This is a genomic window from Gordonia alkanivorans (assembly GCF_004011905.1).
GTDB lineage: Bacteria > Actinomycetota > Actinomycetes > Mycobacteriales > Mycobacteriaceae > Gordonia > Gordonia alkanivorans.
Genome location: NZ_CP027114.1, coordinates 1272396 through 1286488, shown reverse-complemented (window position 1 = coordinate 1286488; position 14093 = coordinate 1272396). Strand labels below are relative to the sequence as shown.

Sequence of the window (14093 nt, the reverse complement as noted above, 5' to 3'; positions counted from 1 at the left end):
CAATGGAGTGATGGCAGGCGGAGAGAACCTGGAGGTCGACGGCCGCCGGATCTCGATCACCAATCTCTCCAAGGTGCTCTATCCGGCGACCGGGACCCGGAAGTACGACGTCATCGACTACTACTCGCGCATCGCCGACGTCATGCTGCCGCATCTGCGGAACCGGATCGTCACCCGCAAACGCTGGCCCAATGGTGTCGAGTCGACGCCGTTCTTCGAGAAGGACATGCCCGACAGTGCACCCGACTGGGTTCGCCGGTACGGAATCCAGCACAGCGAGCGGGTCATCGAGTACGCACTGGCCGAGGATCGCGCCACGCTCGTGTGGCTGGCGCAGATGGCGGCGCTGGAGATCCACGTCCCGCAGTGGCAACTACCGATCGGCCCCGACGGCGAGCGCATGGCCAACCGCATCGTCTTCGATCTCGACCCCGGTCCGCGGGTCCCCCTGCACGAGACCGCGGCCGTGGCGGTGGAGATCCGGAACTGGCTGGGCGGCACCACCACCTATCCGGTGACTAGCGGCGGCAAGGGAATCCACATCTACGCCCGACTGCCCAAGCCGGTGAGCTCCGAGGCCGCACGAAAGGTGGCTCGCGAGGTGGCCAACGAGTTCGCCCGGCAGAACAGCGATTTCATCACCGCCAACATGTCCAAGAAGATCCGCGACGACAAGGTCTTCATCGACTGGAGCCAGAACAACGCCTCCAAGACCACGCTGTCTCCGTACTCGTTGCGCGGGCGCGAGCAACCGTGGGTCGCCGCGCCCCGCACCTGGGACGAGATCGAGGACCCGAAGATCGCCCAGTTACTCTACACAGAGGTCCTCGACCGCGTCGCCGACGTCGGCGATCTCCTCGGGGGTCTCGACGCGCCGTACGACGACGATCCGGCCACCGACGCCGACAAACATGGCGCCGAGGAGCCCGACGCCGGGGACTCGCAGGCGGGTCAGATCATCAATCTGCGGGAGTACCGTCGTAAACGGGACGAGTCCAAGACACCTGAACCCTTCGGCGACGAGAACCACCGGCAGCGCCTGCGCGAATCCGACGAGGATGCCGACACCGAATCCGAAACCGGCCCGCGCGAACCGATCTTCGTCATCCAGGAACACCACGCGCGGCGCCTCCACTACGACTTCCGTCTCGAACACGACGGGGTGCTGGTCTCATGGGCCGTCCCGAAGAACCTGCCGACCGATCCGGACCAGAACCGGCTCGCGGTCCAGACCGAGGACCATCCGATGGACTACGCCGACTTCGAGGGTGACATCCCGGCCGGTGAGTACGGCGGTGGTCACGTATCGATCTGGGACAAGGGCACTTTCGAGCTGGAGAAGTGGCGGGAGAAAGAGGTCATCGTCCGCCTGCACGGCGAGAAGGTGCAGGGCCGGTACGCACTGATCCGCACCGGGGACAAGAACTGGCTCGCCCACCTGATGACCGACGAGCCGCGCCCCATCGTCCCCGACAGCCTCACCGATCCGCGACCGATGCTCGCGACCGATGATCCGATCGACAAGCTCAACGAACGGGACTGGGCGTTCGAGGGAAAGTGGGATGGTTATCGGCTCCTGGTGCGGTCGATCGGCGGCGAGTTCCGGCTCACGTCCCGGTCGGGAATCGACATGACGAAGGACTTCCCCGAATTCGCGGGCATCGCCGACGATCTCGGACTGATGGACGTCGTCCTCGACGGCGAGGCGGTGGCCATCGACTCGACCGGCCGGACGAACTTCACGCTGTTCACGTCGCGGAAGCACACCGAGGAGCAGTACACGCTCAAACTGCACCTGTTCGACATCCTCTATCTCAACGGGACGTCGTTGCTGCGGAAACCGTGGTCCGTACGACGCGAACTCCTCGAGGAACTCGCGACCGCGTTCCGCCGGTCGCCGTATGTCGATGTGCCGCCGCTGCTTCCGGCGCCCGCGAGCGCGGCGATCGAGTACAGCCGCGAACACAACCTCGAAGGTGTTGTCGCCAAACGACGCGACTCGGTGTATCAGCAGGGCCGACGCTCCACCAAGTGGCTCAAGCACAAGAACTGGAGCGACATCGAGGTGGTGGTCGGCGGTTACCGGCCCGGGCGCGGCAACCGGTCACACACCATCGGGTCGTTGTTGCTCGGACTGCCCGAGGAGACCGGACTGCGCTACGTGGGACGCGTCGGCACCGGGTTCACCGACGCGCAATTACGGGCGCTAGCCGAAGAACTCGAGCCGCTGGAGATCTCGCGGTCACCGTTCCTCGACAAACTCGACCGGCCCATCGCGTCGAGCGCGGTCTGGGTGCTGCCCAAGATCGTCGGCGAGGTGCGCTTCATGGACTGGACCACCGCGGGCCACCTACGCCACCCGAGCTGGCGCGGCATCCGCCGGGACAAACTCCCCGGAGATCTCTGATGTCGAATCCCGCGCACCCACAGTCGAACAAACTCGACCGATCGGTGATCGTGACCGGTCTCGTGATCGTGTCGGGCATGATCATGGTGGTTCTCGACACCACCATCGTCAATGTCGCCCTGGAGTCGCTGAGCACCGAACTCGACGCCTCGCTGTCGACGACGCAGTGGGTGGTCACCGGATACCTCCTCGCGGTCGCCCTGGTCATTCCGCTCACCGGTTGGGCGATGGACCGGTTCGGACCCAAACCGACCTGGATCACCGCGGTGACGCTGTTCGTCGCGGGGTCGGCGCTCTGCGCGGCGGCGTGGTCGATCGAGACCCTCATCGTGTTCCGCATTCTGCAGGGTCTCGGCGGCGGCATGCTCCTGCCTGCTGGGCAGGCCATCATCACCCGCGCCGCCGGCCCCGACCGCCTCGGACGGGCGATGGCCATCCTCGGCGTCCCCATGCTCCTCGGCCCCGTCCTGGGACCGGTGATCGGCGGTCTGCTCGTCGAGTACACGAGCTGGCACTGGATCTTCCTGGTCAACGTGCCGGTCGGCCTGGTCGCGGTCGCACTCGCGGTGTGGAAACTGCCGTTCGGCGACACGGCGCCCGACCGTGACCGCCTCGACCTGCTCGGTCTCGCCGTACTCTCCGGCAGCCTGGTCTCCTTGCTCTACGGTCTGTCGCGGGCGAGCTCCCAGGGCGGCTTCGGCGAACCCGATGTACTCGGCTGGCTCGTCGGCGGTGCGGTGGGGCTGGGCCTCTACACGTGGCACAGCCTGCGCAAGGGAACCGACTCGATCGTCGACGTCCGGCTCCTCACCAACAGGGTGTTCGCCGCAGGCACCGTCTCGGTGTTCCTGGTCGCGATCGGACTCTTCGGCGGCATGCTGCTCCTTCCGCTCTACTACCAGACGGTTCGGGGCGAGGGAGCCCTGAACGCGGGCCTGTTGCTCGCCCCGCAGGGCCTCGGCGCGATCGTGGCGATGGTGATCGGCGGACGGATCACCGACCGCATCGGCGCCGGGTACGTGGTCCCGGTCGGCGTCGTGCTGGCGATGATCGGCACGTACCCGTTCACCCACGTGGGCGCCGACAGTTCCTACCTGTGGCTGAGTGTCGCCCTGTTCGTCCGCGGCATGGGCCTGGGTTCGGTGATGATGCCGACGATCTCGGCCGCTTACAGCGACCTGAGCAGGGAGGTCGTGACCCGCGCCGCCCCCACGCTCTCGGCGATCCAGCAGGTCGGCGCGTCGTTGGGTAGCGCGTTGCTCGTCACGGCGCTGACTCAGCGACTGACCCACGAGCTGAACGCCCACCGGATCCCGTCCTCGGGTGGCGGCACCGATCAGATCGGTTCCGTCCCACCGGAAGCCATGCCCGTCATCGGTCCACTTCTGGCGGACGCTTTCGGCTACGCATTCTGGGTCGCCTTCGCGCTCACCGCGGTGATCTTCGTTCCCGCGATGTTCCTGCCGCGTCACCGGTCCCGGGACGCGGACGCGACCCCGGCGCCACCAGCCGGGATCTGACGGTTTCGACGAACGCCCCGAACCAGCAGCCCACCAGGAGGAGTCACGAATGACACCCGACGTACACGGAGAGACGATCACGGTCCCCGCGGCCTTCGGCGACACCGAGATGTACGTGGCCCGTCCGGCCGTGTCCGACGGCAGGCCGCTGCCCGGCGTCCTGTTCATCACCGATGTGATCGGACTCCGCCCGCGAATTCGCGCGATGGCCGACCGCATCGCGTCGTGGGGTTACGTGGTCGCGGTGCCTCACCTCTTCTATCGCTACGGGACCGCCGACGAGTGGGCCCCGGTCGACGACCTGCTGTTGCCCGAGACCCTCGGCGCGTTCTTCCGGGCGGTGATGCCCCGGGCATCGACCCTCACCTTCGACGTCGCCCGCGCCGACCTCATCGCCTACCTCGGCGCCCTCCGCTCGGTGCCCGGTGTCTCCGCCGGCCCGATCGGCGTCACCGGGTACTGCATGGGCGGGCGACTGGCCCTGAACCTGGCGGCGGCGCGTCCCGCCGAGGTGGCCGCCGTCGGGATCTTCCACACCGGCAACCTGGTGACCGACGCGCCCGACAGCCCTCACCTGCACCTCGTCGACATCGACGGGTTCGTGCTGGCCATCCACGCCGACAAGGACCGCTCGCTTCCCCGCACCGCGGTCGCGCAATTCGAGCATGCGCTCATCTCGAGCGGCGTCACACATTCGGCAAGCGTCTACCCGGGTGCCGCGCACGGCTACACGATGTCCGACATCCCCGCGTACCACCACGAGGCCGCCGAGCACCACTTCGCCGAGCTCGAGGCGCTGTTCCGGCGAACCCTGACCGCCTGAGCGCCGGCCGGGGCCAGTGCGCCAGAGAACCTACCGATCGGTAGGACGACTGAGCCACACCATTGCGAGCGAAGTGTGTTTCGACTCGCGGCGCCCCCGTGGTGCGCGTACACGCGGTTCCTGGGACTAGCCTCATGGGAGTCAGTGACCGTGACAGGAGCTCTTCGTGTTCGTTGTCGCCCACATCAGCGACCTTCATTTCAACGGGACGCAGTTCAATCGCAGCCGCATCCAGTCGACGCTGAGTTACATCAACGCGCGCGCGGCCGGCATCGACGTCCTGCTGGTCACCGGTGACCTCGCCGACGAGGGGGCGCCGAGCGAATACCGAGAGGCCTACGGCGTTCTCGAGAGTCCACTGCCGATGCTCATCACCGCCGGCAACCACGATGTCCGCGAACCGTTCAGCGCCACCCTGCTCGGCGCCGAGACCTCCGGGCCCATCAACCACTCCCGCCGCGTCGGCGACGTGTTGTTCCTGATGTGCGACAGCTCCATACCCGGACGAAACGACGGATACATCGACGACCAGACGCTCGCCTGGATGTCGGCCCGCCTCGAGGCCGAGGACCCGCAGACGCCCGTCTTCGTCGCCTTCCATCACCCGCCGGTCGAACTGCACATGCCGTTCATGGATTCGATCCGGCAGACCGGCGAGGAGCGACTGATCCCGCTCGTCGAACGCCACCCGAACATCGTCGCGTTCCTGTGCGGACATGCCCACACCCCCGCGGTGACCCGATTCGCCGACCGCCCGCTGTGCGTCGCGCCGGGCGTCGCATCGACGCTCAACCTGCCGTTCGAGGGCACCGAGATCGTCAACCGCGGACAGCCGCCCGGCATCGCCTTCCACATCTACGACAAGGGGCGCCTCGTCACCCACTACCGTTCGGTGGTGTTCTGACCGAACCCCGTTCGGTCTAACCCTCGGTACCCGAACCGATGGCCGACGATCCGGCATCGAGCAGCTGCTTCAGGACCTGGCCGCCGAGATCGGTGAGCAGACCCGGCCCGGGATCGGGCAGATTCTGCGGGAGCGCACCGGGCTGATGGGTGGCGGGGATTCGAGCGGCACGCGTGGCCTCGAGCCGGATTCCCCGCGTCTGATCCTTGGTCAGCGGCGTCAGGTACTTGCTGAGATCGGTGGCAGTGGTGAGGGTTCCGACCACTCGCAGCCCGGTCGCACCGAAGTCCGCCGCCCCGCGACGGATGTGGTTGGGCGAGGTGACCAGGATGATGTCGCGAATACCCTTCGCACGCAGGATCTCCGAGGTGTTCTGCGCATTGGCCACGGTGGAACCCGACTTGTCCTCGGTCAGGATGCGGCCGGTGTCGACGCCGTTCTCGACCAGCCAGGTCTTCATCGCGGCGGCCTCGGTGATGCCGTTCTTGGGGACCCCGCCGGTGACGACGATCGGTGCGGCGGTGGTGATCTCGGATTGGGCTTTACCCGCCGACACCCGATTCACCAACTCCGGGGCCATCTTTCCGTTCGCGTTCAACCCGAAGCCGAGGACGACGATCGCGACCCGACCCGACACGGGTTTGGGCGCGGTGTCGGGCACGATCTGCGCAGCGGTGGCGACTCCCGAGATCACGTTGCGGGCCGTGGTGGCGAGGAGCGGGTTCAGCACCCGCAGACGGCTGAGCGCGGCATTGCTGACCGACGCCTGCTCCATCTGATCGGCCCAGATCGCCTGTAGTGCAAGCGCATCGGTATCCGCGGGAGCCAGGGTCAACGCCTTCTGCAACGCCGCCAGGCCGCCGGCGACGTCTCCGTTCGCGAACTTCGACTGGGCCTCGTTGTACAGTCCGGCCGGGTCGACGGCGTCCGCCACTGTCACGACGCCCGCCCCGTCGGCGGGGAGAGATCCGACGGCCACACCGCCGAGCGCGGCGACCGCGATGGTCGCGGCAGCCGCCAGCCGGATGTGCTTTACTCTGGTCACACCAGTCACTCGCGTAACAGTACGAGACCACCGCAACGGCCCCGCACCCGTCCGATTCCAGATCGGTAACGGGCACGAGGCCGTCGCGACGCCTTCTCGTGCTGGTCAGCGGCGCAAGCCGGCAACCTTCAACAGTTCCGGACGACGCAGGACCAGGCCGATCCACATCAGGACGCCGAGGTAGACCGCGAACAGAACCGTGCTGAACAGCGGCTCCTCGATCCTCAAGTTCGCGGTGACCGCGCCGCCCAGGTAGGCGGTGATGCCGAGCGCGCCGAGCACCGCGGTACGCGGAATCGCGTACACGACAAGGCAGACGAGCAACACCACACCCATGACGATGGCCTGATCGGGGTCGAAGCCGAGCTTCTCGGTGCCGTCGATCACCGCCTGCGGGCGAGCCAGCTTCCCGACGACGTCGAAGGCGAGGAATGCGCCGACGATGACGCTGATGACGATTCCCACGATGCGGTGCCAGTTGCGGCTGGCGGTGGTCTCGGACGAGTTCCGTGTGGTGATGTCGGTGGCCATGATGTTCTCCCTGGTGGTCGAGCGGTGTGGTGGTCGTGCAGGGATAGACACAGCTCGTCGGAAAAACTCATCGACCGTCGTAACTCGCCCGGGTCAGGCGGACACCAGCTTCACCAGCGGGTACTCGCGGGTCGCCTTCTTCTGATACTTCGCGTACCTGGGTTGCGCACTGACGACGGCATCCCACGCGGCCTCTCGTTCCGGACCGGTCAACACCACCGGCGTGACCGGGACCGGTTGTCCGCCATGCCGTTCCACGGTTACGGAGTCGGGGTGGGCCGCGAGGTTCGCGTACCAGTCCGGATTGCCTTTTCCGCCACCGGAAGCCACGACCAGCCAGCCGTTGTCATGCGCGAACCAGCTGAGCGGCGTCTCTCGCTGCCGACCCGACTTGCGGCCCCTGGTGCGCAGGATGACCATGTCCATGCCCCACATCGTCCCGCTCTTGTTGCGAATCCGTTTGACGGTGCGCTCGTTCACCTTCCGCTGATACCACTGCCAGATCGACATGATCCTCCTTAGATTCGCTCCCCATACGGTCGTCCTCGACGCTATCCGGCACGACCCGGAGGAGCTTCTCGATTCCTGCTCGATGTACGCGCTGCTGACCCGCTCGGCAGGATCGACGCCAGGCGCCTACTCCGCGAGAGCGTCGAGGAGCGGTCGAACCCGGAAGTCCACCATCTCCCTCATCACGAGGCGGTCGTCGTGCGCTTGACACCCTTGATGTCCAGGATGTCCCCGGCGATGCGATACAGGTCATCCGCATCCTTGGCGGCGACGTGGACCAGGAGGTCGGCAACTCCGGTGAGGCCGTGGACCTGCAGCACCTCCGGTATCGCCTCGAGCGCTGCACCGACCTGATCAAGCTTGCGCTGGGTGACATTGGTCAGCACGTAGGCCTGCAGTGGATATCCGAGGACAGCCGGATCGACGCGGCGTTCGAAGGACCGCAAGGCGCCGGCCGCATCGAGCTTGCTCAGCCTGGCTTGAACGGTGTTGCGGGACAGCCCGGTCCGTTCGGCGACCGCCATCACCGTCGCTCGCGGGTCGTCGGCGAGAGCCGTCAGGATCTTGGCGTCGATCCGGTCGGCCCGATGTTCGCTTGGCACGTTGCCAACCTCCGTTCCACACACACCCATCAGGGTTGTGCATACTGCCCAGTCTCGACGTCAAGTATTGCGCAAAGAGAATGGTGTTGTTGGACTGTGTGCACCCCTTCTCGTAGAACCGGCCAGCTTCGACGGAACACGATCCCGTCGGCGACCCGGTTTTCGCCCCGTCGGCCGCGATCGATCCGTCGCCGCCGAGGGGGCGCCATTCAACATTCACATCCGCACGCCGTGCCGCGGTTCGCGTGGATGGTGTTCGAAAGTGAGTTCCCGTGCCCCAGTCCGCGTTCCTCGAGACCGTCACCGCTCCGCCGGCACCGGACGGCGCGGTGACGGCCGAGCTTGCCGCGCTCGAGTCGATCCAGCAACGTGTGCTCTGGTTGTCGACCTCGATGATCCACCACGCCAACCGGGTTCGGCCGAACCCCACCGGGCTGAAGGTCGGCGGCCACCAGGCGTCGTGCGCATCGATGGTCTCGATCATGACCTCGCTGTGGTTCGAGCACTTGCGTCCCGGCGATCGCGTGTCGGTGAAACCGCATGCGTCGCCGGTGCTCCACGGCATCAACTATCTGCTGGGCACGCTGGACGAGAAGTACCTGACCACGCTTCGCGAGTTCGGCGGTCTGCAGTCATATCCCAGCCGTTCCAAGGATCCGGACACCGTCGACTACTCCACCGGTTCGGTCGGCATCGGCGCGACCGCCCCGATCTGGGGCGCGATGGCACGACGCTACGTCGACACCCACGTCGGAGACACCGGCCGCGGCCGGCAGTACTCGCTCGTCGGAGATGCCGAACTCGACGAGGGCGCCGTCTGGGAGGCCATCCTCGATCCGGGGATCGCCGATCTCGGCGAGGTGGTGTGGATCGTCGACCTGAACCGCCAGTCACTGGACCGCGTCGTACCGAACATCGCCGCCCGTCGCCTGGAGAAGATGTTCGAGGCGGCCGGCTGGCAGGTCATCCCCGTACGGTTCGGTCAGCTGCTCGAATCGCTCTTCGCCCGCCCCGGTGGCGACGCACTGCGGACCCGCATCCTGCAGATGCCGAACCCGGAGTACCAGCGACTTCTTCGCTGCACCGCGGACGAGGTCCGGGACCGCCTGCCCGGCACCGGTTCCGAGAGTCGGCAGATATCCGATCTCATTGCCACGCTGGACGACTCGACACTCCTGGCGGCTGTTCGCAACCTCGGCGGACACGATCTGCAGGCACTGTCGCAGGCGTATCGACAAATCGACGACACCCGCCCTACGGTGATCATCGCCTACACCATCAAGGGTTACGGATTGCCCACCCAGGGCCACCCACAGAATCATTCGGCGTTGCTGACCGTCGAGGAGTACCGACAGCTGGCGGCCACCCTCGGGATGGACCCGGACCAGCCGTGGGGTCGCTTCGCCGAGGACGACCGGCGGGCCGACTGTGTGCCGCTGCGGCACAACGGCTGCAACGGGATCCGGTCCCGCCGCTGCCCGATGTCGACATCCCGTCCGACTTCGGACGCACCCCGAAGGGCACCAGCACCACCCAGGCCGCGCTCGGCCGGTCGCTGCTCGACCTGACCCGCCAGTCGCCGGATGCGGCGAAAAGAGTCGTCACCGTCAGCCCGGATGTCAGCTCGACCACCAATCTCGGTGGCTGGGTGAACAAGGTCGGCGTCTGGTCGCCCACCGAGCGGCACAACTGGTTCGCCGACGACCCCGAGACGATCATGCACTGGAACGAGCGGCCCACCGGGCAGCACATGGAACTCGGTATCGCCGAGACCAATCTGGTGGGTCTGATCGGCGAACTCGGTGCCACGTGGAGCCGCTGGGGACAGCCGTTGCTGCCGATCGGCGTGCTCTACGACCCCTTCGTCGAACGCGCCCTGGAACCCTGGTCGTACGGCATCTACGCCGGCGGCCAGTCGATCCTGGTCGGCACCCCCTCCGGGGTGACGCTGGCGGCCGAGGGCGGCGCCCACCAGTCGATCAAGACGCCATCGATCGGCCTCGAGCAACCGGGTTGTGTCAGTTACGAACCGGCGTTCGGGATCGACGTCGAGTGGACCCTGCTGGCCTCTCTGTCCCGGCTCGGCCGCCCCGACGGCACCTCGGCGTATCTGCGTCTCTCGACCCGTCCGGTCGATCAGTCCCTCGCCGCGGTACCGGCCGACCCCGCTGCGCGTGAGCGTCGACGCCGCCAGGTCGTCGCCGGCGGTTATCCCCTCCGGCGGGGTGGGGACGCACAGGTGACGATCGTGGCGATGGGGGCCCTGGTCCCCGAAGCCCTCAGCGCCGCAGATCGCTTGCAGCAGTCGGGGATCAACGCCGACGTCCTCTGCATCACCAGCCCCGATCTTCTCTTCGAGGCCTGGCAGGCGCGGCAGGGGCGGGGTACCGGTGAGAGCTGGATCCTCGATCAGCTCTTCCCGGGCGACCGTGCCACCCCGATGGTCACGGTCCTCGACGGACACCCGCACACCCTGGCCTTCCTGGCCGGCATCAACCGGGTGCGCAGCACCAATCTCGGCGTCTCCAGGTTCGGTCAGGTCGGCTCTCTCGACGACGTCTACCGGCATCACGGCATCGACACCGACAGCATCGTCTCCGCCGCCCTCGACATCCTGCCCTGATCACGCAACAGACCCCCGGGTCCCGCATTCGCGGGATCACCGGGGGTCTGTCGTCGAAACCGTAAGCGACTACAGCGCTTTGAGTTCCTCGATGACGCTGTCGACGCTCTTCTTGGCGTCGCCGAACAGCATCGAGGTGCCGTCGGCGAAGAACAGCGGGTTCTCGATGCCGGCATATCCCGAACTCATCGACCGCTTCAGCACGATCACCGAGCGTGCCTCGTCGACGTTGAGGATCGGCATGCCGTGAATCGGACTGGACGGATCGTTACGGGCCGCCGGGTTGGTGACGTCGTTGGCGCCGATCACGATCGCGACATCGGTACGGCCGAACTCGCCGTTGATGTCGTCCATCTCCTTCATCGCGTCGTACTCGACGTCGGCCTCGGCCAGCAGCACGTTCATGTGCCCCGGCATACGACCGGCCACCGGGTGGATGGCGTACTTGACCTCCACGCCCTTGGCCTCGAGCAGGCTGGCCATCTCCTTGACCGCATGCTGTGCCTGGGCCACGGCCAGACCGTAACCGGGCACCACGATCACCTGATTGGCGTACGCCATCTGGATCGCGGCGTCGGCAGCGGAGGTGGCCTTGACCGTGCCGCCCTCGGCGCCGGGACCACCGGCGACCGCGGCGTCGCCGCCACCGAACGAGCCGAACACGATCGCCGGGATCGACCGGTTCATCGCCTTGGCCATCAGGTTGGTCAGGATCGAACCGGACGCACCGACGATCATGCCGGCCACGATCAGCGCGGTGTTGTCCAGCGCGATACCCGCCGCCGCGGCCGACAGACCGGTCATCGCGTTGAGCAACGAGATGACCACCGGCATGTCCGCACCGCCGATGGGGAACACCACGAACAGACCCATCACACCGGCGGCGAGCAGCAGCCCGACCATCCACCACACACTCGCCCCGCCACCGTCGGTGGCCTGGACGCCGAGGTAGATCGCCAGACCCAACGCAACCAGCAGCAGCAAGATGTTGGCGGCCTGGAACAACTTCGCGTTCGCCACGAAGGTCTTCTCCAGACCCTTCGGCATGATCTCCTGCAACTTCGCGAACGCCACCAGCGATCCCCAGAACGAGATCGAACCGATGATCGCCGCGATGAGCGAGCCCACCACCAGCGGCGAGGCCGGTTCGGTGTTGTGGAACACCGAGAACCCGGAGGTCTCGATGAACTCGGCCCACGCGATCAGCGCGACCGTGCCACCACCGACACCGTTGAACAGTGCCACCAGCTGCGGCATCGCCGTCATCTTGGTCTTCAGCGCCGGCGGGATACCCAGCACCACACCGAGAACCAGACCGATCGCGATCAGGACCCAGTTGATCGTCGGCACACCGACGGTCGAATGTCCGTCCTCGCCGACCGCGCCCGCGTTGTAGATGTAGAGCAGCGTCGCCGCCACCGCCAGACCCATACCGGTCGCGGCGATCCAGTTGCCGCGCACCGCGGTCTTGGGGCCGGTCAGGCCCATCAGGCCGTAGATGAACAACGAGAAGGACACGATGTAGAGCGCCATGACCAGGTAGGACAGGCCCTCGCTCGGGGTGTGCGCGCCTGCGGCGAGCACCAATTGCGAGCCGATCACTTGGCGGCCTCCTTCTTACCCTTGAACATGCCCAGCATCCGGTCCGTGACCGCGAAGCCACCGATCACGTTGAGCGTGCCGAACACCAGCGCGACGAATGCGATGATGCGCACACCCCACCCGGCATCGGCAGGGAGCTTGCCCAGCACCACCAGCGCACCGAGCACGACGATGCCGTGAATGGCGTTCGTACCCGACATCAACGGGGTGTGGAGGGTGTTGGGAACCTTCGAGATGACCGCGAAACCGACGAACCCGGCCAACACCAGGATCGCCAGATTCGCCAGAAGTCCGGAATACATCAGGCCTTCACCTCCTGGGGTGTTTCACGCGTGACGCACGAAGCAGCGAGCACCTCGTCGTCGAAGTTCGGTGTGATCGCACCGTTGTCGTCGAGCATCAGCTCGATGAGGGCGAGGAGGTTCTTCGAGTACAGCTCGCTGGCATGCTCGGGCATGGTCGCCGGCAGATTCGGCGGCGCGGTGATCGTCACGTCATGTTTGACGACTGTCTCACCGGGTTCGGTGAGCTCACAGTTGCCGCCGGTCTCACCGGCCAGATCCACCACGACGCTGCCCGGCTTCATACCCTCGACCGCGGCTGCGGTCACCAGGCGCGGGGCCGGACGACCCGGGACCAGCGCGGTGGTGATCACCACGTCGAAGCCCTTGATCGCGTCCTCGAGCGCCTGCTGCTGCTGCGCGCGTTCTTCCTCGGTCAGCTCGCGGGCATAACCGCCCTCGCCGGCGGCGTCGATACCGAGATCGAGCCACTGCGCACCGACCGACCGCACCTGCTCGGCCACCTCGGGGCGCACGTCGTAGCCGGTGGTCCGCCCACCGAGACGCTTGGCCGTGGCCAACGCCTGCAGACCGGCCACACCCACACCGAGCACCAGCACCGTCGCCGGCTTCACCGTGCCCGCCGCAGTGGTCAGCATCGGGAAGAACCGCGTCGACAGATCCGCCGCCACGATCACCGACTTGTAACCGGCGACGTTGGCCTGCGAACTCAACGCATCCATCACCTGCGCACGGGAGATACGCGGGATCGCCTCCACCGCGTACGCCTCCACACCCGCCGCACGCAGGGCGCCGATCTTGTTGTCGGCATTGCGCGGCGCCAGGAAACCGATCAGCTTCTGCCCACTGCGCAGCTTGCCGATCTCGGCATCCGACGGCGGCGACACCCGCAGCACCACATCAGCCGAATACGGATCACCGATCGTGGCCCCGGCCTCGGTGTACGCCTCGTCGGGAATCAGGGCGCCGAGACCGGCCCCCGACTCCACCACGACGGGCACACCCTTGCCCACCAGCGAGGCGGCCACCTTCGGGACAAGCGCCACGCGGCGCTCCCCCGGGGCCGTCTCGCGCACGACACCCACTGTCATAACTCTCACCCTGTCTGGTGGCGACGCTGAGTCAGCGCCGCCTTGTTTTCGGCGCCGTCGTCGGCGCACATGCGTACAACGCCGTGACCTGCGTGCAAATCGTGCAGCTCCGCCATGTGTCGGCGGTGCGGAC

The 14093-nt window shown here is 66.7% G+C and carries 10 protein-coding genes and 2 pseudogenes; 5 read left to right on the top strand and 7 right to left on the bottom strand.

Going from position 1 to position 14093, the window contains the following annotated elements:
* The first annotated feature begins 10 nt into the window (after positions 1-10).
* From C5O27_RS05890 to C5O27_RS05875, 4 genes are all read left to right on the top strand, one after another.
* A complete protein-coding gene (locus C5O27_RS05890) occupies positions 11-2407 on the top strand; it encodes an ATP-dependent DNA ligase (protein ID WP_035753832.1) in 2397 nt (798 codons plus the stop codon).
* Positions 2407-3927, top strand: a complete 1521-nt coding sequence (locus C5O27_RS05885) for an MDR family MFS transporter (RefSeq protein WP_035753706.1) — start codon at positions 2407-2409, stop codon at positions 3925-3927. Before C5O27_RS05890 ends, C5O27_RS05885 begins: the two co-directional genes overlap by 1 nt.
* Before the next feature lie 49 nt (positions 3928-3976).
* A complete protein-coding gene (locus tag C5O27_RS05880) occupies positions 3977-4750 on the top strand; it encodes a dienelactone hydrolase family protein (RefSeq protein ID WP_127962162.1) in 774 nt (257 codons plus the stop codon).
* Positions 4751-4916: 166 nt separating this feature from the next.
* Positions 4917-5654 (top strand): metallophosphoesterase family protein, encoded by a 738-nt coding sequence (locus C5O27_RS05875; protein WP_006357997.1) that lies wholly within the window; start codon positions 4917-4919, stop codon positions 5652-5654.
* A 16-nt stretch (positions 5655-5670) separates the two neighbouring features.
* Here the strand turns inward: C5O27_RS05875 and C5O27_RS05870 are convergent, their stop codons facing one another.
* From C5O27_RS05870 to C5O27_RS05855, 4 genes and pseudogenes are all read right to left on the bottom strand, one after another.
* The gene (locus C5O27_RS05870; RefSeq protein WP_127963770.1) at positions 5671-6699 is read right to left on the bottom strand and encodes a YdcF family protein; all 1029 of its coding nucleotides are present in this window, start codon (positions 6697-6699) and stop codon (positions 5671-5673) included.
* A gap of 105 nt (positions 6700-6804) precedes the next feature.
* Positions 6805-7230, bottom strand: coding sequence for a DoxX family protein (locus C5O27_RS05865; protein ID WP_006357999.1), 426 nt, complete (start codon positions 7228-7230; stop codon positions 6805-6807).
* Positions 7231-7323: 93 nt separating this feature from the next.
* Complete coding sequence (locus tag C5O27_RS05860) at positions 7324-7740, bottom strand: nitroreductase family deazaflavin-dependent oxidoreductase (protein ID WP_127962161.1); 417 nt, start codon at positions 7738-7740, stop codon at positions 7324-7326.
* A gap of 126 nt (positions 7741-7866) precedes the next feature.
* Positions 7867-8342 (bottom strand): annotated as a pseudogene (locus C5O27_RS05855) (Lrp/AsnC family transcriptional regulator).
* Between the two features lie 329 nt (positions 8343-8671).
* On the opposite strand from C5O27_RS05855, the pseudogene C5O27_RS05850 reads away from it, so the two are divergent.
* Positions 8672-10965 (top strand): annotated as a pseudogene (locus tag C5O27_RS05850) (transketolase-like TK C-terminal-containing protein).
* Positions 10966-11034: 69 nt separating this feature from the next.
* Here C5O27_RS05850 and C5O27_RS05845 read toward each other — a convergent pair.
* From C5O27_RS05845 to C5O27_RS05835, 3 genes are read right to left on the bottom strand one after another with little or no spacing between them, the layout of a single operon-like run.
* Complete coding sequence (locus C5O27_RS05845) at positions 11035-12567, bottom strand: NAD(P)(+) transhydrogenase (Re/Si-specific) subunit beta (RefSeq protein WP_127962160.1); 1533 nt, start codon at positions 12565-12567, stop codon at positions 11035-11037.
* Positions 12564-12869 carry an NAD(P) transhydrogenase subunit alpha part 2 gene (locus C5O27_RS05840; protein WP_006358004.1) on the bottom strand — a complete coding sequence of 102 codons (306 nt, stop codon included), beginning with the start codon at positions 12867-12869 and terminating at the stop codon, positions 12564-12566. The genes C5O27_RS05845 and C5O27_RS05840 overlap by 4 nt, the downstream gene beginning before the upstream one ends.
* Positions 12869-13960 carry a Re/Si-specific NAD(P)(+) transhydrogenase subunit alpha gene (locus tag C5O27_RS05835; protein WP_006358005.1) on the bottom strand — a complete coding sequence of 364 codons (1092 nt, stop codon included), beginning with the start codon at positions 13958-13960 and terminating at the stop codon, positions 12869-12871. The genes C5O27_RS05840 and C5O27_RS05835 overlap by 1 nt, the downstream gene beginning before the upstream one ends.
* Positions 13961-14093 lie beyond the last annotated feature (133 nt).

Coding starts and splice junctions, on each gene's coding strand:
- C5O27_RS05890 (WP_035753832.1), top strand. CDS start 11: ATGGCAGGCGGAGAGAACCTGGAGGTCGACGGCCGCCGGATCTCGATC.
- C5O27_RS05865 (WP_006357999.1), bottom strand. CDS start 7,230: ATGGCCACCGACATCACCACACGGAACTCGTCCGAGACCACCGCCAGC.
- C5O27_RS05885 (WP_035753706.1), top strand. CDS start 2,407: ATGTCGAATCCCGCGCACCCACAGTCGAACAAACTCGACCGATCGGTG.
- C5O27_RS05835 (WP_006358005.1), bottom strand. CDS start 13,960: ATGACAGTGGGTGTCGTGCGCGAGACGGCCCCGGGGGAGCGCCGCGTG.
- C5O27_RS05860 (WP_127962161.1), bottom strand. CDS start 7,740: ATGTCGATCTGGCAGTGGTATCAGCGGAAGGTGAACGAGCGCACCGTC.
- C5O27_RS05880 (WP_127962162.1), top strand. CDS start 3,977: ATGACACCCGACGTACACGGAGAGACGATCACGGTCCCCGCGGCCTTC.
- C5O27_RS05840 (WP_006358004.1), bottom strand. CDS start 12,869: ATGTATTCCGGACTTCTGGCGAATCTGGCGATCCTGGTGTTGGCCGGG.